The organism is Christiangramia pacifica, assembly GCF_057221535.1.
Map to the genome: position 1 here is coordinate 1,150,994 of NZ_CM170146.1, position 25,453 is coordinate 1,176,446.

The 25,453-nt window shown below is 38.5% G+C and carries 21 protein-coding genes; 14 read left to right on the top strand and 7 right to left on the bottom strand.

The annotated features are described in order from the left end of the window. Positions 1–5 precede the first annotated feature (5 nt). Together AC2S94_RS05415 and pncA are read left to right on the top strand one after the other, a co-directional pair. Positions 6–1,418, top strand: coding sequence for a nicotinate phosphoribosyltransferase (locus AC2S94_RS05415; RefSeq protein ID WP_484630493.1), 1,413 nt, complete (start codon positions 6–8; stop codon positions 1,416–1,418). Further along, positions 1,415–2,026 carry a bifunctional nicotinamidase/pyrazinamidase gene (pncA, locus tag AC2S94_RS05420; protein ID WP_484630494.1) on the top strand — a complete coding sequence of 204 codons (612 nt, stop codon included), beginning with the start codon at positions 1,415–1,417 and terminating at the stop codon, positions 2,024–2,026. Before AC2S94_RS05415 ends, pncA begins: the two co-directional genes overlap by 4 nt. Here pncA and AC2S94_RS05425 read toward each other — a convergent pair. After that, positions 2,023–2,799, bottom strand: a complete 777-nt coding sequence (locus AC2S94_RS05425; RefSeq protein ID WP_484630495.1) for a THC0290_0291 family protein — start codon at positions 2,797–2,799, stop codon at positions 2,023–2,025. The two genes, pncA and AC2S94_RS05425, sit on opposite strands and share 4 nt — an antisense overlap. Before the next feature lie 202 nt (positions 2,800–3,001). Between AC2S94_RS05425 and gdhA the strand changes: the two genes are divergently transcribed. The 7 genes from gdhA (at position 3,002) to AC2S94_RS05460 (ending at position 12,817) form a co-directional block, all read left to right on the top strand. Further along, the gene (gene gdhA / locus AC2S94_RS05430) at positions 3,002–4,345 is read left to right on the top strand and encodes an NADP-specific glutamate dehydrogenase (protein WP_484630496.1); all 1,344 of its coding nucleotides are present in this window, start codon (positions 3,002–3,004) and stop codon (positions 4,343–4,345) included. A 76-nt stretch (positions 4,346–4,421) separates the two neighbouring features. Then, positions 4,422–5,141 (top strand): DNA repair protein RecO, encoded by a 720-nt coding sequence (gene recO / locus AC2S94_RS05435; RefSeq protein ID WP_484630899.1) that lies wholly within the window; start codon positions 4,422–4,424, stop codon positions 5,139–5,141. Further along, on the top strand, positions 5,142–7,541 hold the full coding sequence (locus AC2S94_RS05440) for a TonB-dependent receptor (protein WP_484630497.1): 2,400 nt from the start codon (positions 5,142–5,144) through the stop codon (positions 7,539–7,541). Positions 7,542–7,680: 139 nt separating this feature from the next. Continuing rightward, complete coding sequence (ileS, locus tag AC2S94_RS05445; protein ID WP_484630498.1) at positions 7,681–11,082, top strand: isoleucine--tRNA ligase; 3,402 nt, start codon at positions 7,681–7,683, stop codon at positions 11,080–11,082. A gap of 5 nt (positions 11,083–11,087) precedes the next feature. Continuing rightward, entirely contained in the window at positions 11,088–11,471 is a 384-nt protein-coding gene (locus tag AC2S94_RS05450) for a TraR/DksA family transcriptional regulator (protein WP_484630499.1), read from the top strand. A 67-nt stretch (positions 11,472–11,538) separates the two neighbouring features. Then, positions 11,539–12,162: a hypothetical protein gene (locus tag AC2S94_RS05455; RefSeq protein ID WP_484630500.1), complete on the top strand. Its 624-nt coding sequence runs from the start codon at positions 11,539–11,541 to the stop codon at positions 12,160–12,162. A 43-nt stretch (positions 12,163–12,205) separates the two neighbouring features. After that, positions 12,206–12,817, top strand: a complete 612-nt coding sequence (locus AC2S94_RS05460) for a lipoprotein signal peptidase (RefSeq protein ID WP_484630501.1) — start codon at positions 12,206–12,208, stop codon at positions 12,815–12,817. Positions 12,818–12,820: 3 nt separating this feature from the next. Here AC2S94_RS05460 and AC2S94_RS05465 read toward each other — a convergent pair whose 3' ends face one another. Genes AC2S94_RS05465 through AC2S94_RS05490 form a run of 6 tightly spaced genes read right to left on the bottom strand, consistent with a single transcriptional unit; the run spans position 12,821 to position 17,612 of the window. Then, a complete protein-coding gene (locus tag AC2S94_RS05465) occupies positions 12,821–13,237 on the bottom strand; it encodes a response regulator (RefSeq protein WP_484630502.1) in 417 nt (138 codons plus the stop codon). A gap of 12 nt (positions 13,238–13,249) precedes the next feature. Continuing rightward, positions 13,250–14,707, bottom strand: a complete 1,458-nt coding sequence (locus AC2S94_RS05470; RefSeq protein ID WP_484630503.1) for a sensor histidine kinase — start codon at positions 14,705–14,707, stop codon at positions 13,250–13,252. A 53-nt stretch (positions 14,708–14,760) separates the two neighbouring features. Beyond that, the gene (locus tag AC2S94_RS05475; protein ID WP_484630504.1) at positions 14,761–15,333 is read right to left on the bottom strand and encodes a 5-formyltetrahydrofolate cyclo-ligase; all 573 of its coding nucleotides are present in this window, start codon (positions 15,331–15,333) and stop codon (positions 14,761–14,763) included. Beyond that, the gene (locus AC2S94_RS05480; protein ID WP_484630505.1) at positions 15,320–16,315 is read right to left on the bottom strand and encodes a succinylglutamate desuccinylase/aspartoacylase family protein; all 996 of its coding nucleotides are present in this window, start codon (positions 16,313–16,315) and stop codon (positions 15,320–15,322) included. The genes AC2S94_RS05475 and AC2S94_RS05480 overlap by 14 nt, the downstream gene beginning before the upstream one ends. 3 nt (positions 16,316–16,318) lie before the next feature. Then, complete coding sequence (gene rimK, locus AC2S94_RS05485) at positions 16,319–17,191, bottom strand: 30S ribosomal protein S6--L-glutamate ligase (RefSeq protein WP_484630506.1); 873 nt, start codon at positions 17,189–17,191, stop codon at positions 16,319–16,321. After that, the gene (locus AC2S94_RS05490; protein ID WP_484630507.1) at positions 17,160–17,612 is read right to left on the bottom strand and encodes an ATP-dependent zinc protease family protein; all 453 of its coding nucleotides are present in this window, start codon (positions 17,610–17,612) and stop codon (positions 17,160–17,162) included. Before AC2S94_RS05490 ends, rimK begins: the two co-directional genes overlap by 32 nt. A gap of 155 nt (positions 17,613–17,767) precedes the next feature. On the opposite strand from AC2S94_RS05490, the gene uvrC reads away from it, so the two are divergent. From uvrC to AC2S94_RS05515, 5 genes are all read left to right on the top strand, one after another. Continuing rightward, positions 17,768–19,561: an excinuclease ABC subunit UvrC gene (gene uvrC / locus AC2S94_RS05495; protein WP_484630508.1), complete on the top strand. Its 1,794-nt coding sequence runs from the start codon at positions 17,768–17,770 to the stop codon at positions 19,559–19,561. Further along, complete coding sequence (locus tag AC2S94_RS05500; RefSeq protein WP_484630509.1) at positions 19,562–21,784, top strand: patatin-like phospholipase family protein; 2,223 nt, start codon at positions 19,562–19,564, stop codon at positions 21,782–21,784. It begins immediately after the preceding gene. 172 nt (positions 21,785–21,956) lie between these two features. Next, positions 21,957–23,129, top strand: a complete 1,173-nt coding sequence (locus AC2S94_RS05505; RefSeq protein ID WP_484630510.1) for a homogentisate 1,2-dioxygenase — start codon at positions 21,957–21,959, stop codon at positions 23,127–23,129. A 104-nt stretch (positions 23,130–23,233) separates the two neighbouring features. After that, on the top strand, positions 23,234–24,376 hold the full coding sequence (gene hppD / locus AC2S94_RS05510) for a 4-hydroxyphenylpyruvate dioxygenase (RefSeq protein WP_484630511.1): 1,143 nt from the start codon (positions 23,234–23,236) through the stop codon (positions 24,374–24,376). 299 nt (positions 24,377–24,675) lie between these two features. Beyond that, positions 24,676–25,452 carry a DUF3108 domain-containing protein gene (locus AC2S94_RS05515; RefSeq protein WP_484630900.1) on the top strand — a complete coding sequence of 259 codons (777 nt, stop codon included), beginning with the start codon at positions 24,676–24,678 and terminating at the stop codon, positions 25,450–25,452. Position 25,453 lies beyond the last annotated feature (1 nt).

Consider the following 25,453-nt stretch of genomic DNA (forward strand, 5'->3'; position numbering starts at 1 on the left):
AATTCATGAATAACTTCTCTGCAACTTATACAGACCAGTATCAGTTGGCAATGGCCCAGGTTTACTTCAAAAAAGGTCAGAAGGATCACACCGCGATATTCGATTATTATTTCAGGAAACTGCCATTTAACGGCGGTTATGCGGTTTTTGCTGGCCTGGAAGATCTTTTGGAAGTGATCTCTAATTTGAGATTTAATGGAAGCGATCTTGAATTTTTGAAATCCCAGGGATTTGAAGACGATTTTTTAAAATATCTTAAGGATTTCAGATTCAAAGGCAAGATATATTCTGTTGCTGAAGGAGATATTGTTTTTCCAACCCGGCCAATCTTACAGGTCGAAGCGAATATTATCGAAGCTCAGATCATCGAAACCGTCCTGCTGAATCTATTGAATTTTCAAACCTTAATTGCTACAAAGGCGAGCAGGATAAGATTGGTTGCTGGCGATGCGAAATTGCTCGATTTTGGTTTGCGTAGGGCACAAGCTACCGGAGGTTATTTTGCGACACGTGCCGCAATTATTGGAGGTTTTGACGGTACCAGTAACGTGATCGCAGCAAAAAATTTCAATATTCCTGTCTCGGGAACGATGGCGCATTCCTTTATTCAGAGTTATGATAATGAACTGGAAGCTTTTAGGGATTTTGCCAAGGGCAGACCTGAAAATTGTGTTCTGCTTGTAGATACCTATAATACTTTAAAAAGCGGTGTTCCAAATGCGATTAAGATTGCTAAAGAAATGCAGTCCAGAGGAGAGAGATTGCTAGCCATTCGTCTGGACAGTGGAGACCTTTCCTACTTCGCTAAGGAAAGCCGAAAGTTACTGGATGAAGCGGGTCTGGATTATGTTCAGATAGCAGCTTCAAACCAGCTTGACGAATATGTAATCAAAAGTTTGCTGGAACAGCAGGCTCCAATCGATATTTTTGGAGTGGGAACAAACCTGGTTACGGGTGATCCCGATGGAGCCTTGGACGGAGTTTATAAACTTGCCTTTTCCAATGGGAAACCGAGAATAAAAATTTCTGAAAGTATTTTTAAAGTAACGCTTCCGCATAAAAAGCAGGTTTTCAGAATGAAGGATGAAAATGGAAAATGTATTGGAGCAGACGCTATTGGTCTCTATCATCAAAATGTAGTAGAAGAAATGTTTCATCCCTTCGAGCCCTATAAATCCATGAATGTGGATAAATTTCAGCAGGAAGCACTATTGCAGAAAGTGATGGAAAATGGAGAAATCCTGATTGAAAAGAGAAGCCTGAAAGAGATATCTGAATATAGTATTACCAGGTTGTCTGAACTGCCTATAGAATATAAACGCTTCAACAATCCGCACATTTATAAGATCGGGATCAGTGAACTTTTAAGAGATGAACGAGAAAAATTAATACGATCTTCCAAAGAAAAATTAAAATGAAAACGCTTGTTATAATAGATGTTCAGAATGATTTTATGCCGGGAGGAGCACTTGCGGTTCCGGAAGGGGACAAAATTGTTCCGCTAATAAATGAGTTACAGGAAAAATTTGATTTGGTCATCGCAACACAGGACTGGCATCCGGAAAAGCATGCTAGTTTCGCTACTACACATAAAAACGCAAAAGAGTTTGAAGTGTTAGATCTCAACGGTATTCAACAGGTCTTATGGCCGGAACATTGTATTCGAAATACCAGGGGAGCTGAATTTCATCCTGACCTAAAAACTGGTAAGATTGAAGGTATTTTTAGAAAAGGAACTGATATCTCTATTGATAGCTATAGCGGATTTTATGACAATGCAAACTTGAAGTCTACCGGGCTTTCAGGATATCTGAAAGAAAAGAAGGCCAATGAGCTTTATTTCGTGGGTCTAGCTGCAGAATATTGTGTAAAGTTTTCAATTTTGGATGCATTGGGTGAAGGCTTTTCGGCAACCCTGATCGAGGATGGAACACGGGCATTGAGCGATGACGCTTTTAAAAACGCAAAACAGGATATTCTTGAGAGAGGCGGAAAAATAATCAATTCCTCAGCACTCAAATTTTAGAAGTCGAGGTAGTAGATATAGCCAATATTAAACCAGAGTACGAAATCATTAAATTTGTTCTGTGGCCCCTGGACGTCCAGTCCTTCTAGTTTATCGGTGTCGTAATACATGGCTCGTGCCTCTATCTGCAAATCATTAAATCTTCCCAATCGGTAGCGTAATCCGCCGCTTCCCAAAATTGCAAAGGTACTACCTTCTTCAAGGAAAAGTCCGTCTTCAAAGGTCGGGAATAAAACTTTTGGGCTATTTAAAGGTCCTAATTCAGAATATGCATCAGGGCGATAATGAACATAATGTACTCCCAGGCTAATATAAGGAGCGAAAAGAACGGCGAAATCCCGGGCTTCTTTTATTCCGAAGAGATGGTATTCCAAGGAAACTCCCGCTTGTATCAACTGAGTTTTACCATGCATGGCTCTTAGTTGCCTTCCGCCTTCCGTATTTTTCTGGGCAACCGGTCCATAATGATCTAAATTGGATTGTAAATAATCTATTTCATTTCTAATGCGGAAATGTCTTGTAAACCATAATTTGGTGGGGCGGCAACTACATTCAGGTTTGAATGCAAAGTTCATGTAGTGAACCAGTCCTACTCCAAAACCTTCGTTATCAAGATTGTTCCGCAGGTTGTAACGTTCTCCATAGTCTGTAAAAAAACCGGCGGGGCCGGTGATCAATCCTAATTCGTTGGATATACGCAATTGACCGTGAGCAATCCCCGACCAAAGCGAGAAAATCATACTTACTATTAAGAATGCCCTGGTTTTAAACATCTGAGTTGGCTTGCAGTAATGGCAAATATAGCAAAACTACAATAACGAAAATTTAATTAAACTTAGTATTACAAAGGCTTGGAAAGTTAAAAGTTAATTTTATATCAAATGATAGAATGAAACTTTTAATCGTTAAAGAATATTTATATTTGCTTCACTATTTGGACATAAAATTTATAATTTAATAATAGCGCCCATCATTATGGAAAAAAACATCAAAAATTTCCTGGAAAAGGTGTCAACCAGAAACCAGAACGAGCCAGAATTTATGCAAGCGGTTCACGAGGTGGCAGAAACGGTAATTCCTTTTATAGAAAAAAATAAAAAGTACCAGAACAAGATGCTTCTCGAGCGAATGGTAGAGCCTGAAAGAGTGGTGATGTTTAGAGTGCCTTGGTTAGATGATAATGGTGATATTCAGGTGAACCGTGGTTTCCGTATTCAAATGAATTCGGCAATTGGACCGTATAAGGGAGGTTTGCGTTTTCACCCATCTGTAAACTTGAGTATACTTAAATTTCTTGCTTTTGAGCAGGTATTTAAAAATAGCCTTACTACCCTTCCAATGGGTGGAGGTAAAGGAGGGTCAGATTTTGATCCTAAAGGAAAGTCTGATAATGAGGTGATGAAATTCTGCCAGAGTTTTATGACAGAACTTCAAAGACATATTGGGGCAGATCTTGATGTTCCTGCTGGGGATATTGGAGTTGGTGGAAGAGAGATCGGATACCTTTTTGGTCAGTACAAAAGAATTCAGAATGAGTTCACCGGAATTTTAACCGGAAAAGGACTTTCTTACGGAGGGTCTCTTATAAGACCTGAGGCTACAGGATACGGAAACGTATATTTTACTCAGAACATGCTAAAAACCAAAGGTGAGAACATCGAAGGTAAAACCGTGGTTATTTCGGGAGCAGGAAATGTAGCTCAATACGCTGCTGAAAAAGCAACTCAGCTTGGAGCAAAAGTGGTGACCATGTCAGATTCTGGAGGATTCATTTATGATCAAGATGGAATCGATGCTGATAAACTTCAGTTCATCATGGAACTTAAAAATGTGAAGAGAGGAAGAATTAGTGAGTATGTAGATAAATATTCTTCTGCTGAATATCATGAAGGAAAAACACCTTGGGGAATCAAGTGCGATGTAGCCCTTCCGTGTGCAACTCAGAATGAACTTGAAGAAAATGATGCAAAAACATTGGTGAAAAACGGATGTATTTGTGTTGGTGAAGGAGCAAACATGCCATGTACTCCTGAAGCTATCGAGGTTTTCCATAAAGAGAAAATTTTATTCTCTCCAGGAAAAGCTTCTAATGCTGGAGGTGTAGCGACTTCAGGTCTTGAAATGTCTCAGAACTCTATGAGATATAGCTGGACTTCAGAAGAGGTAGACAAGAAACTTCACGAGATCATGAACGATATTCATGAAAAATGTGTGGAGTATGGTACAGAAAAAGACGGTTACGTAGATTACGTAAAAGGAGCAAATATTGCTGGTTTTGTTAAGGTGGCTGATGCCATGCTGGCCCAGGGAGTTGTTTAATTTCGTACACTACTTAAATATACAGAGCCGCTTGAAAAAGCGGCTTTTTTTATAAATTCACGGCAAATATTTCATGATGCTTGTTCATACCAAGGCTATTATCATTAGTGCTCTGAAATACGGTGAAGCCGATCTTATCGTTAAAGCTTACACACTTTCAGACGGGCTCTGTACTTATATGCTGAAGGGAGTTTTAAAATCCAGGAAGGGTAAATTCAAAGCATCGATGTTTCAGAGCCTTACTCAACTGGATATTGTAGCGAACCACCGCGGAAGTGGCAAAATGGAATATTTAAGAGAGGCGAAAGTAACCGGGAATTATCAAAGTCTTCATACCCATCCCGTAAAACAGGCGATGACCATGTTTCTTGCGGAAATGCTTCGGAATGCAATAAGAGAGGAAGAAAGTAACGAACCACTTTTTCATTATTTGGAGTATAGTTTCCAGGTCTTGGATACTTTAGACAAGATTGCCAATTTTCACCTTTTATTTCTTCTGAATCTAACCAGGTATTTAGGTTTTCAGCCGGAGACAGGGATGGAGGATCTACCGATATTCAATTTACTGGATGGTGTTTTTCAAGAAATTCCCACGAACGATTATTGCATTGGAGGTAATAATGTAGATTTGTTGAAAAGCCTTTTGGGTACCGATTTTGATACCCTTCAAAATATTAAGCTAAACCAATCCTCGCGAAATGACTTTCTGAATATGCTGCTTTTATATTACGAATTACATATTGAAGGGTTTCGTAAACCAAAGTCACTTAGTGTCTTAAATGAAATTTTCGGTTAGATGCGATTAAGTTTATTTTCTCTTTTCTTTTTCATTTTTTCAGTTGCCACAGCCCAGGAAATTACGGTTCTGGATGCTGATAGCGGTGAGCCGGTTGTGAATGTAGCTGTCTTCAACCAGGATAAATCAGTTTCTACTGTGACCAATATTGATGGCAAGGCAGATATTTCTGATTTTGAGGATACAGAAGTTATCATTTTCAAGGCCGTTTCTCACGTAGAAGCTTTCCGCCGTAAAAGAGAAATTCAGTCGAATGATAATATTGTACTGCTAAAATCGCTGGAAAATCAGCTGGACCAGGTTACACTTTCTGTAGCCCGGTTTAAGCTAAATAAAGATGAAATTCCGCAAAAGATCATCAGTATATCACCATCAGAAATTGAATTGGCAAGTCCGCAAACTTCTGCCGATCTGCTGGAAAGTACCGGTCAGGTTTATATGCAGAAAAGCCAACTTGGAGGTGGAAGTCCTATGATCAGAGGATTTGCTACCAACCGACTATTGTTAACCGTAGATGGTGTTCGTATGAATTCTGCAATTTTCAGAAGTGGGAATCTTCAGAATGTAATTTCTGTAGACCCGATGCTGGTTGAAAGCGCTGAGGTGATTCTGGGTCCGGGTTCGGTAGTATATGGAAGCGACGCCATAGGTGGAGTGATTAACTTTTATACGCTGAAACCTGATTTCAGTTTTACCGGGGAAACTTCATTTTCCGGAAATATATATACGAGGTTTTCAACCGCAAATAATGAGAATACAGTTCATGCAGATTTGAATATTGGGAGAGAGAACTGGGCATTTAAAACAGGCATCACGTATTCAGATTTTGGAGATCTTAGAATGGGTGAGCATGGTCCTGATGATTATTTAAGAACCGATTACGCGGAGAGGCAGAATGGGATTGATGTGATGCTACCCAATGAAGATCCATTGGTTCAAAAGCCAACCGGTTATAACCAGATCAACGTATTGCAGAAGATCAAGTATATGCCGGTCAAAGACTGGGATTTTAATCTGGGACTTCTTTACTCAAATACTTCAGATTTTCCCAGATATGACAGGCTTTACAGAAAACGCGACGGGGTTTTACGATCAGCTGAGTGGTATTATGGTCCGCAGACATGGTTTTTGGGTAACCTGAACATTAACCATCGTAGTAAATCTGAATTTTACGATAAATTTCAGTTTACAGGAGCTTACCAGTATTTTGCTGAAAGCCGGAATGACAGGAATTTTGGTGATCCCGTTCTATTTTCTACGGAAGATAATGTAGATGCTTATTCAGCTAACATTGATTTTGAAAAGAATTTTTCCAATAGCAAATTATTTTATGGGGCAGAATATGTGCTGAATAACATTAATTCTATAGGTAGTTTCAGAAACATTGAAACTTCGGAAACCGGGGAAACTGCAAGTAGGTATCCAGATGATTCCAATTGGCAGTCTATGGCGATCTATACCAGTTACCAATGGAAATTGGCCGAGGATTTTTCTTTGCAATCAGGTTTACGATACAATCATATCCTGGTAGATGCTACATTTGATGATCGTTTTTATGATTTTCCATTTGAAGAAGCAGATATCAGCACTGGAGCACTAACTGGAACGTTAGGTCTTAACTGGAGAATGAATGATTTCGTAGGCTGGAGATTAGGATTTTCAACTGCCTTTAGAGCTCCCAATATTGATGATATAGGTAAGATTTTCGATTCTGAGCCTGGTTCAGTAGTGGTTCCAAACCCGGGTCTTAAACCTGAATATGCCTACAATGGAGAATTAGGCGCCGATTTTAATTTATCTGACAATATTCGTTTAGGGCTTACCGGATTTTATACTTATCTGAACGATGCGATGGTTCGTCGCGATTTTGATCTGGACGGTGTCACGGAAATAGATTACCAGGGAGAACCGAGTAGAGTCCAGGCAATTCAGAATGCCGCCAATGCTTATGCGTATGGAATTGAAGCCGGATTGGAAGTGGATTTTTCGGTAGCGCTGAGGCTTAACTCAGAATTCAGCTATACCAAAGGAGAAGAAAACGAGGGTGGAGACTACGTGCCTTTGAGACATGCTGCACCAATGTTTGGGAATACCCATTTGATATGGAATAAAAGAAGGCTGAAATTTGATCTTTTCGCAGAGTATAACGGTCAATTCGATTTTGAAGACCTTGCGCCTGGAGAGCAGGATAAGGCCTATTTATATGCGCTGGATGAAAATGGTAATCCGTATTCACCTGCTTGGTACACCCTGAATTTAACAGGGCAATATAAATTGAATACTAACTGGCTGGCCACCGTTTCTATTGAAAATATTACCGATCAGCGTTACCGTACTTATTCTTCCGGAATTGCAGCAGCAGGGCGTAATCTCATCATTGCGCTTTCCTATAATTTTTAAAGGCTTTAGATGAAAAGCGATTAATTCTCAGCTTTTTAAGTTTTTTCTTAAGATTAATAACACACGTATTTTACTGTAGATTAATATCATCTTTTGTTAAAAATCCTTATTTTCGCACATCATTTGAAAAAAGTAGGAAATGAGCAGAAGGTTCCCTGAATACAAAGGTCTTGACCTGCCTAAGGTGGCAGAGGAAATACTCAATTATTGGGAAGAAAATGATATTTTCGAAAAGAGCGTATCTACCCGTGAAGGAAAGGATTCATTTATATTTTTTGAAGGTCCGCCTTCAGCTAATGGATTACCTGGTATTCACCATGTAATGGCGCGTTCTATTAAGGATATTTTTTGCAGATATAAAACCCAGAAAGGTTACCAGGTAAAACGTAAAGCAGGTTGGGACACACATGGTCTTCCAATTGAACTTGGCGTGGAAAAAGAACTTGGAATTACCAAGGAAGATATCGGGACCAAGATAAGCGTTGAAAAATATAACGATGCATGTAAGAATGCAGTAATGCGTTATACCGATGTCTGGAATGATCTTACGAAGAAAATGGGTTACTGGGTGGATATGGAAGATCCATATATCACTTACAAATCTAAATATATGGAAACAGTTTGGTGGCTGCTTTCCGAGATCTATAATAAAGATCTTATCTATAAAGGATACACCATTCAGCCTTATTCACCAAAAGCTGGTACTGGGCTTAGTTCACATGAGCTAAATCAGCCAGGAACTTACCAGGATGTGACCGATACCACTGTTACTGCGATGTTTAAGGCAATTCCTGAAACACTTCCGGAGTTTCTGAAGAATACGGAGAATCTTTATTTCATCGCCTGGACCACAACTCCATGGACGCTGCCTTCGAATACTGCCTTAACGGTAGGTCCAAAGATCGATTATGTAACGGTTAAAACTTATAACCAATACACTTTTGAGCCAATAACTATTATTGTCGCGAAGGAACTTTCTGGAAAGCAATTCGATAAAAAGTTTAGAAAAGCTGAATCTGAAGAAGATTTAAAATCTTACTCCAAGAAGGATAAGAAAATACCTTATTTAATAGGCGAGAGCTTCAAAGGAAAAGATTTGGTAGGAGCGAAATATGAGCAATTGTTGCAATACGCTCAGCCAAATGACAATCCTGAAAATGCTTTCAGAATTATTTCCGGGGATTTCGTAACTACAGAAGATGGTACCGGAATAGTGCATACAGCTCCTACTTTTGGTGCAGACGATGCCCTGGTGGCTAAGCAAGCAACTCCTGAGGTGCCACCGATGTTGGTGAAGGATGAAAATGGCAATTTAGTTCCGTTAGTAGATCTTCAGGGGAAATTTAGACCTGAAATGGGTGAGTTTGCCGGAAAATATGTGAAGAATGAATATTATGACGAAGGCCAGGCTCCTGAAAAATCTGTAGACGTAGAATTAGCAATCAAGCTGAAAGAGGAAAACAGGGCTTTCAAAGTTGAAAAATATGTTCACAGCTATCCAAACTGCTGGAGAACAGACAAACCTATATTATATTATCCATTGGATTCATGGTTTATCAAAGTGACCGAATTCAAGGATAGAATGCATGAGCTAAACCAGGGAATTAACTGGAAGCCGAAATCTACCGGAGAGGGAAGATTTGGAAACTGGCTCGCAAATGCGAATGACTGGAACCTTAGCCGAAGCAGGTATTGGGGAATTCCATTGCCAATCTGGAGAACCGAAGATGGTACCGAAGTAAAGGTAATGGGATCTGTAGCTCAATTGAAGGAAGAAATGGCAAAAGCCGTGGAAGCCGGAGTTCTGGAAAAGGATATTTTCGAGGAATTTGAGCCTGGAAATATGAGTGAAGATAACTATGAAAAAGTAGATCTTCATAAGAACGTGGTAGATACCATTACCCTGATTTCAGATTCAGGGAAGCCAATGAAACGTGAGGCAGATCTTATCGATGTTTGGTTCGATTCTGGGTCCATGCCGTATTCACAATGGCACTATCCTTTTGAAAATAAGAAAAAGGTTGAGGATAAGTGGCGCAAAGCTGACTTTATCGCTGAAGGAGTAGATCAGACTCGTGGTTGGTTCTATACATTACATGCAATCGCAACCATGATTTTTGATGATGTTGCCTATAAAAATGTTGTTTCCAACGGACTTGTTTTGGACAAGAATGGCCAGAAAATGTCTAAGAGACTCGGGAACGCGGTAGATCCATTTGAAACGCTAGCGGCTTACGGGCCTGATGCTACGAGATGGTACATGATCTCCAACGCAAATCCATGGGATAACTTAAAATTTGATATTGAAGGTATCGGGGAAGTTCAACGTAAATTCTTCGGAACTCTTTATAATACATATTCATTTTTTACGCTTTACGCGAATATTGATGAATTTACCTATGCTGAAGAAGATGTAAAACTGGAAGAAAGGCCAGAAATTGACCGTTGGATCCTTTCAGAGTTGCATACGTTGATCGAGAAGGTAGATAAGTTCTATTCAGATTATGAGCCTACAAAAGCTACCAGGGCGATTTCAGAATTCGTTCAGGAGAATTTGAGTAACTGGTTCGTAAGATTGAGCAGAAGAAGATTCTGGAAAGGTGATTATGAGAAAGATAAGATCTCCGCATACCAGACGCTTTATACCTGTCTGGAAACTGTTGCGAAACTTGGAGCACCTGTAGCACCGTTCTTTATGGACAGATTATTTAAAGATCTTAATGCTGCTACAGGAAAAGATAAAGCTGAATCTGTGCATATCGCTGATTTCCCGGTTTATAAACCAGAATTTGTTGATAAATCTTTAGAGCGAAAAATGGAAAAGGCTCAGACCATTTCTTCACTAGTGCTTTCGCTTAGAAAGAAGGAAATGATCAAAGTGCGTCAACCTTTGCAAAGAGTAATGATTCCGGTGCTTGACGAGAGTCAGAAGCAAGAGATTCAGGCAGTTGAAGACCTTATAAAATCTGAAGTTAATGTTAAGGAAATTGAACTTATCGATGATGCTTCAGGTTTATTGGTAAAGCAAATAAAACCAAACTTCAGAGTTCTTGGCCCAAGATTTGGTAAAGATATAAAGTTGATTGTCAATAAGATAAACAACTTTACTTCAGAAGATATCGCTAAGATTGAACGCGAAGGAGAAATTGAAGTTGCGGTAAACGAAAATTTAGTTAATTTGTCCCTCGATGAAGTGGAAATTTCATCACAGGATATTGAAGGATGGTTGGTTGCCAGCAGTGGCAATCTAACAGTAGCCCTGGACGTTAGTATCAGTCCGGAGTTGAAGAAGGAAGGTGTTGCCAGGGAACTGGTGAACAGGATCCAGAACCTCCGCAAGGATTCAGGCTACGAAGTGACTGATACAATAGATGTTACCCTACAAAAGGACGGCATTATCGAGGATGCCGTGAACGATAATATAAGTTATATTAAAAACGAAACATTAACTGCAAACCTCGAATTTGCAGAGGTGGTAGATGAAGGCGCTGAAGTTGAATTTGATGAAATTGCCACCAAATTGTTTATTAAAAAACATTAAAAGCCATGTCTACAGAAGTAAAAGAACGTTACAGCGATGCTGATTTGGCAGAGTTTAAAACTCTGATTAAGAAAAAGATCGAAAAAGCGCAGGAACAACTTGCGATCTATCAAAATGCTTACAAGAACGACGGTAATAACGGTACAGATGATACTTCGCCAACATTCAAAGCTTTTGAAGAAGGTAGTGAGACCATGAGCAAGGAAGCAAATTCTCAATTAGCGATCCGTCAGGAGAAATTCATCAGGGATCTTAAGAATGCCTTGATGAGAATTGAGAATAAAACTTACGGAGTTTGCAGAGTTACCGGTAAGCTTATTGCGAAAGAAAGGTTATTACTGGTACCACACGCAACACTTAGCATTGAGGCTAAGAATATGCAGCGTTAAACCAGGGATTTTAAATACAGAACGTCCAGTACACCTATGTTCTGGACGTTTTTTGTTTGATAGATAGATGAAGAAGGAAATAATTGTTGGTTTTTTACTGCTATTTCAAGGCGTGCTTTGCCTGGCGCAAAAAGATACCCGCGAAACCATTGATGCTCACCAGATTGAAAGCATCCGTATTGATACTGATGAGGTTTATCTTTTAAATCTCATCGCCAAAGAAACTTCTCAAATCAAGATCAGTACTCATTCTGAAGGTGAATACTTCAATGACATATTATTGGAAACTGAGATAGTGGGAAATGAACTGATCATTAAAACGAAATATCCTAAACAACTTGCCGGCGGATTTGATAAACTAAGTGCGCACAAAGTTTTTTCTCTTGAAATAAAACTTGAAATACCTGAAAATCTCGAAGTTATTATAAATTCCAATATTGCTTCTCTTCAGGGTAAAGGGGACTTCAAATCTGTATACGCCGACCTGAAACAGGGCTACTGTAAACTTCTGGATTTTTCCGGAAGCGCTGTCATAAATACTTTTTCAGGCAATATTCTTATCGAAACTAATTCAGGATTAATTGAAGCGGAAACCCGGAATGGAACGTTAGATATTCCTGAATTTTTGCCCGGGCGAAAGCCTTTAAGGCTCACAAGTATAGACGGTGATATTATGGTGCGTAAAAACTAAATAATATTAGTATTTTTGACCCGTTTTCAACTAAAATATTTTCATGTCCCTTAAAAAAGCCGGATTTTTCATTGTTCTGATTCTTTTAATAGATCAGGTTTCCAAGTTTTATATAAAAACACATTTTGCTCTAGGAGAAGAGGTAGAAGTATTTGACTGGTTCAGTATTTTATTTGTTGAAAATGAAGGTATGGCCTGGGGAACTAAAATACCAGGACAATACGGTAAACTCGCCTTAACTCTTTTTAGACTCGCAGCAATTGTAGGTATTGGTTACTGGCTTTGGGATGCAGTGAAAAAAGGAGGTTCAAAAATATTAATTTTTTCTATTGCCCTCATCTTTGCAGGGGCTTTTGGAAATATTATAGATTCAGTATTCTACGGAATCATCTTCGATGACAGTTACGGGCACGTGGCGACCTTTTTGCCGGAGTCCGGAGGATATAGCTCACTTTTCCATGGAAAGGTGGTAGACATGCTTTATTTCCCTCTATGGAAAGGCTATTTACCTGAATGGATCCCGTTCTGGGGCGGACAGTACTTCACATTCTTTGAGCCGGTCTTCAATATTGCAGATTCAGCAATAAGCGTAGGAGTAGCGATGCTTTTAGTATTCAATAAAAGAGCATTCCCTAAAAATGAAAAAGAAGAATAAAAATTAAGCGGCAGTCTTTTCGAAGATCTTTTCGAATTTTTTCAATTCAATCGGCTTGATAAGATAATCTGTTACCAGGTTAAAAGATTTTGCTCTTTCCAGGTCACGTGGATCTATAGAAGAACTCACTACATAAAGAGTGATCTTTTTATTCAAGTTGTTCTTGATCTTGATGAATTCATTTAGAAATTCCCAACCATCCATAACCGGCATGTTTAGGTCCAGGAAAATAATATCTGGAAGCTTATCCTCGTCGGTTACCGTTTCCATGATATTCTTGAAATAATCTAAAGCTTCTTTACCATTTTTGTAGATAAGCAGGTTTTCCGAAAGCTTCTTGATCTCTATGATCTTCTTTACTAAATTCACGTATATCTTATCATCATCAATGATACACGCTAGTTCTACTTTTTGCCCCATAATCAATAGAATCTAGAATTTGATTTTAAAAGTAGTACCAATATCCAAGGTACTACTCACCGATATCGTCCCCCCAAGGGCTTCTACCTGGTTCTTTGTTATAAATAAGCCAATTCCTTTCGCCTCGGGATTGCTCTGGTGGAATGTTTTATACATGCCAAACATCTTATCACCATACTCATCGAGGTCAATTCCCATCCCATTGTCGCTAACTTCTAAATACTCTTTATCGTTCTCGACATAGGTCTGAATAAAAATGACTGGTTTACGCCCCGGTTGTCTATACCGGATTGCATTCGTGATTAAATTTAGTAAAATACTTTCAAGATACTCAGGGATATAGCGTATTTCTTTCAAATCCTGAAATTCAGCGACGATTTTTGCATTTTCTCGATTAATGAGTGATGAGATTGATGCTAAAACGATCTCTAGAGCTTCATCAAACTTAATTTTCACCTTCTCTTTTCGAAGCGAAGTTTGAATACTAACGATGTCATTTAACCTAGAAATTGCAGAATCCAGGTTACCGGCAACGTCTTCAACATTGGCCAGAAGATCCAGTTTGTCCCTATCGGTTTTAGATTCTCTAAGCAGTTCAACTATGAGGCTTAGGTTGCTACTATGAGATCTAAGATGATGTGAAACTATATGAGCAAAATTGAAAAGTCTAGAATTTTGTGTGGCGATGATATCCAGTGAATTCTGAAGGTTTAATTCATTGCTCTTATTTTCATCAATGTTTTGCAATACCCCACGAATACCAATCACCAGTTGTTCATCATTATAAACTGGTTTTCCGGTTAATCTCACCCAGAATTCCCTATTCTGAAAAGAAACCATTTTAAGCTCCAGTTTAAACGGGATTCCGAAGTTTTCGCATTTATCAAAAGCGTTTCGCATCCTATTATGATGCTCTTCTGCGTAAAACTTCATACGATCTTCGTAGGCCGGTTGAAAATCTCGTGGGCAGTCTATGATCTTTTTAGAAACATCATCCCAGTAGATATTCTTATTCACTGTATCCACATACCATCCACCGGTAGAGGTCATTTCTGCAGTTTCTCGGTAGTAAAAGAAATTTTCCTCGATCGTATACTGGTCTCTTTTACTCTGGTGAATATTAACGAATAAAAGAACCGCGGACTCACGGAATTCCCGCGCGGTTTTACTTTTTTGGTTCTTACACTCAAACCAGCGGTATTTTCCGTTTTCCAACTTTATCTTGATCTCAAAACTGAAAGGTTCTTCTTCCTTGATCAGTTTTTCAAAATGTATTCTGAAATCGTAACGATAATCGGGATGTAAAATGTGGTTGATGAAGAATTCAAATCTATCTTCTTCGATTTCCGGTTTCCCAACCAGGATATTGAAATGCTCAGACCATGATATCTCTTTGGAAAATAGGTTGATCTTCCAATAGGCAATATCAAAATCTTCCAGTATGCTGTTTAACTGTAGATCGGTTAGCATGCAATAGATTTGTTCAGGTTAAAAATAACGTATTAACCTTATCAATACAAAAATTATTTATCTCCGAATTTATAGATGTTTTCTGGTGTTACACAGTAGTTTAACGGAATGTCGCTGCTAAAGACTTCTGTTATTTCATCCACCGGTTCAAAAAATGAAAGGCCTATCTTCACTATATTTGGCCTGCATTGCCCTAGAAACCGATCATAAAAGCCTTTGCCGTAGCCTACCCGATGACCATTTTTATCAAAGGCCAATAGCGGAACAAAAACGACCTGAAGTTTTTCAGTATTGATCTCAATTCCGTCTTCAGGCTCTGGAATATTCCACCTGTTTTTCTTTATGACCGTTTGATCTGTGAGTAAAAAATGGGTTAATTCTCCAGTTTCAGCATCAGATTTTGGAATAATCACTTCTTTATCTTTCCCTTGAAGTATATGTAATAGAAATTCTGTATCTACTTCTTTCTGTTCCGCGATACTGAAAAAAATATGGTAGTACCTGTAATTCCAGATGGGTAATTCGAGAGTTTTATTGGCGATTTTGAGGCTGAGTTCTTCTATTTCATTTTCATTCAACTGTAGTCGGAGTTCCTTGAACTTTTTCCGAAGGTTATCCTTCTGCATGATCCTCAGTTTTTGGTTGCATGGAAATATGGAAAATCGCATCACCCTGGTAAACGATAGGAGATTCATTAACATTGATAACATAACCTTCGCTGGAAGATTTAATCTTATGTCTGAATTTTCCGTAGGGGTCTGTGATCGTAGCAATGTATTCGCCTTTTTCAACATGTTTACCACAAGGAATTTTGACGTGTAGAAGTCCGCTGTACTTTGCGCGAAGCCATGAGCTGTTTTCAATAAGTACAGTTTCTTTGCGAACATCTGGATATTCAAATTTTGTGGCCAGCATATCCAGATGACTTAAGATTCTCATGGCTCCTTCAACACCGTATTTGGCAATATCTTTATTGCTATCCAGAGATTTTCCACCTTCAAAAAGCAATACCGGAATGCCTAATTTAGAACAGGTTTCACGATAAGACTTAGTGATCGTTTTGGAATGAATGGTGAATGGAGCATTGAAAATTCGGGCATATTTTATGCTTTGCTCATCACCTTTTTTCACTCTTATTTGGGGGGCGTTGAATCTCGCCGCACCTCCAGTATGGAAGTCAAGACAGAAATCTGCAATGGGAAGTATTTTTTTTACGAACTGATAGGCAAATCTGCTGGCCAAAGAGCCATTTTTAGTTCCGGGAAAAACTCGGTTAAGATCTCTACCGTCAGGGAATTCCCTGGCCATATTTAAAAAGCCGAAAATATTGACAATCGGGATACAGATAATGGTTCCCGTTTTCGGTTTGTTTATTCCCTTGGAAATGATCTGCCTAACGATCTCTACTCCGTTGATTTCGTCTCCGTGAATTCCCGCGGTAAGTAAAACCACAGGACCTGGCTTTTTAGAACGTTCAATAATAACAGGGACCTCTACAGAAGTGGTAGTGTAGAGTTTAGCCATATTGAAATTTATAGTGGTGCCCTTTCCGGGAAGGACCTTTTCACCTAAAATTTCAAGAACATTGTCCTTGGTTATACGAGGCATATATTAGACGTTTCTTTCTATATATCTAATGATGGTTTTAGCGATGTCTTTACCAGTAGCTTCTTCAATTCCTTCCAAACCAGGAGAACTGTTCACTTCCAGAATTAGCGGTCCACGGCTACTCTGTAGCATATCTACACCTGCAACGCCGAGAGCCATTGCCTTAGCTGCTTTAATGGCGGCATTTTCTTCCTCATCTGAAAGCTGGATTACTGATGCAGATCCACCTCTGTGAAGATTAGATCTGAATTCTCCTTCTTTTCCCTGTCTTTTCATGGCTCCAACCACCTGGCCGTCTACCACAAAAGCTCTGATGTCTGCTCCGCCGGCTTCCTTAATAAATTCCTGAACGATAACCCGTGCCTGCAAACCATTGAAAGCTTCTATTACCGATTCTGCTGCATTTTGCGTTTCAGCCAGAACCACTCCAAGACCCTGAGTTCCTTCCAGCAATTTGATGATTACCGGAGCACCACCAACATGATCCAAAATTTCAGTAACATCCTTGGAATAATTAGTGAAAACTGTTTTAGGCAATCCTAACCTTGCCCTGGAAAGAATCTGTAGACTTCTCAGTTTATCACGGCTTCTAACCAGTGCCTGGGATTCTGTAGTAGTAAAAGTTCCCATCATTTCGAACTGTCTAACTACCGCAGTTCCGTAAAAAGTTACTGAAGCACCGATTCTGGGAATTACTGCATCTGTATCGTCAAGAAAATGATTTTTATAAAAAATACTTGGTTTTTTCTTTTCAATGACCAGATCACACTTAGTGGGATCTATTACTTCAACTTCATGATTTCTTTTCTTTGCTGCTTCAACCAGTCGGCTTGTGGAATATAGCTTAGGGTTTCTTGATAGAATTCTTATCTTCATCTAACTTCTTATTAAAAGACACATCTATTAACTCTGTGTCTACTATAAATTTTTTGGTTAAAAATTTTCTGCCGATCAATACCGGATACCTCATTTCCTGTCTATCTGACAATGAAAGTGAAATTTTAAACACCTTATTGAACAACTTGATATTGGATTGTACCATATATCTTTTCTGGATCATACCATTACTGCTTCGTACGAAAACAATATCATAATCATCAAAAATGAATTCTTTATTGTTGTAAAGAGGATGTTCCTCATCAAGAAAGGTACAATGAATTCTATTGTCTTTCTCCACAATATTCTCACAATGAATTGATGAAGTGTATGCTCCTGTATCGATCTTAACGGCGATATCGTTGAGATGTAAAGCTGGAAAGTCTGCTTTATCAAACCTGCCAATTACGATTTTCTCCATATTGCAATATACTAAAAACCCATGAATTAAAGGGCTTGGCAAAGTAAAGCAAAGTTTGGGCACATATTCAAATTCTTGGGCTTTAAACCATAATTTTTAAATGTGAAACTGAAAAAAGTTTATCTGGCTCTTATTAATGTTTTAAATTTGAGGTAATGGAAAAACCTGCTCTGGAAGTTCAGTTAAAAACTCTGCCCAACAGCCCGGGAGTATATCAGTATTTCGATAAAAACGGGAAGATACTTTATGTGGGAAAGGCCAAGAACCTTAAAAAAAGAGTCACTTCATACTTTAATAAGAAACATGACAGCCATCGCATAGGGGTGATGGTGAAGAAGATCTACGAAATTAAACACATTGTTGTTGAATCTGAAACCGATGCACTTCTTCTGGAAAACAATCTTATCAAAAAACACCAGCCTCGATTCAATGTGATGCTGAAAGATGATAAGACCTATCCCTGGATATGTATTAAAAATGAACGGTTTCCCAGGGTTTTTCCAACCCGGCAGTTGATAAAAGACGGGAGTGAATATTATGGTCCTTTTACCAGTTTTAAGACTGTAAATACTTTGTTGGATCTTATAAAGGGCCTGTATAAACTACGAACCTGCAATTATGATCTCGCTGAAGATAAGATTAGGGAAGGGAAATATAAGGTCTGTCTGGAATATCATCTCGGAAATTGTCTGGGTCCCTGTGAAGGTTTCCAGGCGGAAGAAGAATACAATAATAATATCGAGGCGATACGGCAGATCGTTAAAGGAAATTTCAAAGATTCCCTGCAAAGATTCAGATCACAAATGAAGGGGCACGCTGAAAAGATGGAATTTGAAGATGCCCAGCGAATAAAGAATAAGATCGATGTTCTGGAAAATTACCAGTCTAAATCTACCGTGGTAAATCCAAAGATCAGTAATGTTGATGTATTTTCTATCGTTAGCGACGAAGGCTACGGTTATGTGAATTTTCTTCAGTTATCTCATGGGGCCATCATTAGATCTCATACCATCGAAATGAAGAAAAAACTAGATGAAGAAGATCGTGAACTTCTGGAATTGGCAATCGTGGAGATAAGACAGCGATTTAATTCAAATTCTAATGAGATATATGTTCCTTTCAAAGTTGATGTTGGAGAAGAAATAAAAATTGTGGTCCCTAAGCTTGGCGATAAAAAGAAAATCGTGGAGCTGTCTCAGCGAAATGCAAAATATTTTAGACAGGAGCGTTTTAAGCAGATGAAGATTGTAGATCCAGACAGGCATGTGAACCGAGTGATGGCTCAGATGAAGGAAGATCTTCGACTCAGTAAAGAGCCAAGACATATAGAATGTTTTGATAATTCCAACATTCAGGGAAGCAATCCGGTAGCGGCTTGCGTGGTTTTTAAAAATGGAAAGCCCAGTAAAAAGGATTATCGTAAATTTAATATCAAGACCGTAGAAGGTCCCAATGACTTTGCTTCGATGGAAGAGGTTGTTTTCAGGAGATATCGAAGATTGCTTAATGAAGGAGAAGATCTTCCTGAACTCATTATCGTGGATGGTGGAAAAGGGCAGTTATCAAGTGGTGTAAAGGCTTTAGAAACATTGGGGTTACGGGGAAAGATCGCGATCATAGGAATTGCAAAACGCCTTGAAGAAATTTTTTATCCTGATGACTCAATTCCTTTGTATCTTGATAAAAAATCTGAAACCTTAAAGATCATTCAGCAGTTAAGAAATGAAGCACATAGATTTGGAATCACTTTCCATCGCAATAAAAGAAGTAAAACTGCGCTTAATACAGAGCTGGAATCGATACAGGGAATTGGAGAAAAAACAGTGGTGGAACTACTAAAACATTTCAGATCGTTGAAAAGGGTCAAAGAAGCTTCATTAAAGGAGCTGGCCGATGTTGTTGGATCTGCCAAAGCAGGAATAGTTTATAATCATTACCATACCGAATAGATGCGTAAAATTCTGGTCTTTTTATTATTAAGTTTCACTTTGCTAGGCTATAGTCAGGAAAAAGAGAAGCCGAAGATAGGCCTGGTTTTAAGTGGAGGTGGAGCAAAGGGCCTGGCACATATAGGCGTGTTGAAGATCCTCGAAGAACAAGGCGTAAAAATAGACTATATAGGTGGTACGAGTATGGGCGCGATCATTGGCGGACTTTATGCTTCGGGTTATTCAGCCAATGAACTTGATTCAATTTTCAACGGCACTAAATTCGATATTCTCATCCAGGATGATCTTCCTAGAAGAGCCAAAACATTCTACGAAAAGGAAGATTCAGAAAAATACGCGATCACACTACCTTTTGATAATTTCGATATTTCCTTCCCAACAGGGCTTTTTAAAGGTCAGAATATTTACAATTTGATGTCCAGGCTTACTATTCATGTTAGTGATGTGAATGATTTTAGCGAATTGCCCATACCATTCTTTTGTGTGGCGGCTAATGTTGAAACCGGCGAGGCGGTGATCCTCGATAAAGGTTCGCTGGCAAAGGCGATTTCGGCGAGTGGGGCAATTCCAACTTTATTGAGTCCAATCAAAATCGATGATCAATTATTAACCGATGGTGGTGTAGCCAATAATTATCCGGTAGAAGAGTTGCGTAGAAGGGGCGCAGATATTGTCATTGGAGTAGATGTTCAGGACAGCTTGGTGAAAAGAGAAGAGCTTAGAAGTGTTTTCGAGATCATGTCCCAGATCAGCAATTTCCGAACGATCAATGACATGAAGGAAAAAAAGCCGTTGACAGATATTTACATAAAACCTGATATCAGTCCGTTTTCAGTAATGTCTTTTGAAGAAGGAAATGCGATCATTGATTCAGGGCGTGTAGCTGCTTTAAAATTACTTCCTGAACTAGCCAATTTGGTAAAGGATGGCCAAAAATACGAACGGGAAAAGATCAAAAAAGTGGATACCTTCAATATTAGCGCTTTAACGCTGCGGGGAAATAGCAGCTATCCTCGAGCGTATGTTCAGGGAAAATTAAAACTGGATTATGATGAGCCTTATAACTTTGATGACCTTAATATAGGACTGAATAACCTTTCAGCAACAGGAAATTTTGAAAGGATCAATTATCAGTTAATTCCCGAAGATGATGATGGAAATTATGTACTGGCAATGCAGATCGAAGAAAGCGAGAATAAAATGTTGTTGCGCTTAGGGCTGCATTACGATGAATTATACAAAAGCGGCGCACTGGTGAATCTTACCCGCAAAAGTTTACTTTTTGCCAATGACGTCGCCTCCATGGATTTCATCGTTGGAGATAACCTTCGATATAATTTTAATTATTACCTGGATAAGGGTTATTACTGGAGCGTAGGTGTAAATTCAAGATATAATACGTTCGAGAAATATATTAATCTGAATACCATTAGACAGGTTGAAGATGATTTCGATCTGGAAGAGCTTCGGGAACTGGAAGTGAACGTCAAAGATTTTACCAACCAGATCTATGCAGAAACTTTGTTTCAGCAGGTATTTTCAATTGGAGTAGGGCTGGAACATAAATATTTAAAATTCAGCAGTGCCACTTTCAATGATCTAAATCAGAATAGCGAACTCATTTTTGATAATAGTCATTATGCAAGTGCCTTCGGGTATCTAAAATTTGACTCATACGATAATAAATATTTTCCGACCAAGGGAATCAGTTTTCATGGAGATTTCCATGTTTACCTGTATTCTTCAGACTATAATGATAATTTCGCTGAGTTTTCTATCGCCAAAGGTGCGATAGGTTATGCAGTCACGCCATTTACAAATCTTACCGCTCGAATTTCTACGGAAACCGGTTTCAAAATCGGAAATGATGGAACTGAAGTTCTTGATTTCTTCCTGGGTGGATATGGAAACGACTTTATTAATAACATCAAACCTTTTTACGGGTATGATTTCTTAAGCCTGTCAGGGGATAGCTATATCAAAGCGCTTTTCGAGGTGGATTATCAGATCTTTCGGAAGAATCACATTATCGCAGGATACAATATTGCGAATGTAGAAGACCGCCTATATACTACAGGTAACTGGTTAAGTACTCCAGATTATACTGGTTTCGCGCTAGGTTACGGCATAGATACGTTTATGGGGCCGCTGGAAGCGAAATATACTTACTCTCCGGAAATCAAAGAAAGTTACTGGTTCTTCAGTCTTGGATTCTGGTTTTAAGATAGTTGCTTAGATGCCAATAATTTATCTTTTCAGCTCTGGTTTTTAGACTAGATTTAAGATTGTTTCGCTAAATTTTCATGATATTTGTGTAAAACGAAAAATAAAGTCGATTTTATCGCATTCTATTAAGAATTCGTGAATTTTTAAGTCGATTTAAAAACATATAATTATGCCTTTTTATCATAAACTAGGTAAAATTCCACATAAGCGCCATACTATTTTTAGAAAGCCGGACGGCAGTTTATATTATGAGCAATTATTTGGAACTATTGGTTTTGACGGAATGTCTTCCAATCTATATCATGAACATCGCCCAACTCAGGTTAAAGAGATTAAGGGAAGTTATGATGTTACTCCTAAGATTGCGGTGGATAACAACCTTAAATCTTATCGTTTCAAGGGTTTTCAGATCACTCCGCATCCAGATTATTTAAAAAGTAGAAAGCCGGTATTGACCAATTCAGATTGTGATATTATTCTGGCTTCACCTCAAGGCTCTACCGAAGATTATTTCTATAAAAATGCAGATGCAGATGAACTTCTTTTTATTCATAAAGGAACCGGCAAACTGAGAACGCATCTTGGAAATCTGGATTTTAAATATGGTGATTACCTTCTAATCCCACGAGGAACTATCTATAAAATAGATTTCGATGATGAAGATAACCGTTTATTTATAGTAGAATCCAGACGACCAATTTATACTCCAAAAAGATATAGAAACTGGTTCGGGCAGTTATTAGAACATTCTCCATTTTGTGAGAGAGATCTAAGGCAGCCGCACGAACTGGAGACAAATGATGAAAGAGGAGATTTTCTTATCAAGATAAAAAAGCAGGGAAAAATTTTCGATATGGTTTATGCCACCCATCCTTTTGATGTGGTGGGATACGACGGATACAATTATCCTTATGCTTTTTCAATTCATGATTTTGAGCCAATTACGGGTAGAATTCACCAACCACCACCGGTTCACCAGACTTTTGAAACCGATGCCTTTGTAGTATGCAGTTTCTGTCCGAGAAAATATGATTATCATCCGGAAAGTATTCCGGCACCTTATAGCCATAGTAATATTGATAGCGATGAGGTATTATATTATGTAGATGGTGATTTTATGAGCCGAAACGATATTGAAGCTGGTCATATTTCGCTTCACCCTGCAGGAATCCCGCATGGTCCGCATCCGGGAGCCGTGGAAAGAAGCATTGGTCAGGTTGAAACAGAGGAACTGGCGGTAATGGTAGATACTTTCAAACCATTGAAACTAACTGAAGATGCTATGGAAATAGCAGACGAAACTTACCATAAATCATGGTTGGAAGAAGAGGATCGAGAATAAAATGAAAGAAGATTTATCAGCACAGGATAGAGCGATGTGGTAAAATTTTGAAGCCAATAATCAGAATTTTAAAATATCAATAATCCTTAATAAAATTAAATAAAATGTCGACAGATAGCACATCATTAAATTTAGAAAAAGTAGTTCCGGAAGCAGAAGATTTTTTACCAATTCTTGGAACCGACTTCGTAGAACTTTATGTGGGAAACGCTAAGCAGGCAGCATATTATTATCAACATGCCTGGGGTTTCCAACCAATAGCATTTGCCGGACTGGAAACCGGTAAGAAAGACAGTGTTTCTTATGTAATGCAACAGGGAAAGATCAGGATTGTTCTGACTTCTCCTTTATCTCAGGATGGAAGCATCAATGAACATATCAACAAACACGGCGACGGAGTGAAATTCGTAGCGCTTTGGGTTGATGATGCCAGAAAAAGCTACGAGGAAACCACGAAACGAGGCGCGAAATCCTATGTGGAGCCCTATGAGCTGGAAGATGAAAATGGAAAAGCGGTAATCTCTGGAATTCATACTTATGGAGAAACCATTCACCTTTTTGTGGAACGAGGAGAATATGAAGGTCCGTTTTTACCAGGATACCGAGTTTATGATACAAAAGCAAAAGCTTCCGAAACGGGCCTAAAATTTATTGATCATATGGTTGGAAACGTTGGTTGGAATGAAATGAACAAATGGGTTGAATTCTATGGTAAAGTAATGGGATTTGCTCAGTTAGTTTCATTTGACGATAAAGATATTTCAACTGAATATACTGCCTTGATGAGTAAGGTGATGAGTAATGGAAATGGTCGAATTAAATTTCCAATTAACGAACCGGCAGAAGGGAAGAAAAAATCTCAGATCGAGGAATACATAGATTTTTATAATGGAGCCGGTGTTCAGCATATTGCGCTTGCCACAGATAATATTATTGAAACTGTAACCCAGTTAAGAGATAGAGGAGTTGAATTCCTTTATGTTCCTGAAACTTATTACGATGACCTTCTAGATAGAGTTGGAGAAATAGATGAAGACCTTGAGCCATTAAAGGAGCTTGGTGTTCTTGTTGATCGTGATGATGAAGGGTATTTATTGCAGATCTTTACCAAGCCTGTTTTAGACAGACCAACTATGTTCTTTGAGATCATTCAGAGAAAAGGAGCTCAATCCTTCGGAAAAGGTAACTTCAAAGCTCTTTTTGAGGCAATTGAGAGAGAGCAGGATTTGAGAGGTACATTAAATTAAGACTAAAAAACTGCTAAAACTTAGGTGGTCAAAACATTTTTTTGATAATCACATAACTTTTGAGTTAAAGTTTATTTAAGGTTTGCGGGTAAGGTAGAAATACAAGACTTTTGCACCGCATTTCTGGAGTGGTTACCAGGAATGGATTAAATTTTTTTCATAATTTAAGTTTTAGTTGGTTAATAAGATAAAAATCCCCGTCATTAATTTGATGGGGTTTTTTGTTTTAATACTTTTGGAATAGTAATTGTAATCAGCGTATTAAGCGGATAAATACTGAAACTTAGAACATTATTATGATAAAAAGACTTTTTACAATTACCTTCATATTTTTCTTGTTCACAACTCCCCGAATTTCTGCTCAAGATGCTTTTGAGGATGGTGAATGGTTTAAATTCCGAATTCATTACGGTTTATTCAATGCCAGTTACGCCACATTGCAGGTTAACGAAACCACTCTTAATAATAAGCCTGTCTATCATGTGCAGGGAGTTGGTAAATCTACTGGTTTACTAAGTTTTTTCTTCAAAGTAGATGATGATTATCAGACCTATATAGATAAAAGGACAGGAAAACCTTACAAATTCATTCGAAAAATAAATGAAGGAGGTTATACCAAGGATCTCGAAATAAACTTTGATCAGCAGGCTAACAAGGCACACGTATATAATCGTGAGAACAACGATAGAAAAACATTTTCTGTACCCAATAATGTACATGATATGTTGTCTTCATTTTATTATATTCGCAACCAAATTGACAATGATAAGCTGAGGACAGGAGATGAGATGAGGTTGAATATGTTCATCGATGATGAGAACATAGATTTCAAGCTTGTTTTCCTGGGGAGAGAAGTTATCAAAACAAAATTTGGAAAGGTTGCTACCTTAAAATTCAGGCCGTATGTACTTGCAGGTCGCGTTTTTAAGGAAAAAGAAAGCCTTACTTTCTGGATTAGTGATGATAAGAATAAGATCCCGGTAAAAATAGAAGCCGATCTCGCTGTTGGATCTTTAGATGCAGACCTGGAATCATACAAAGGATTAAAGCATCAATTTAGCATCATAATGAAGTAAA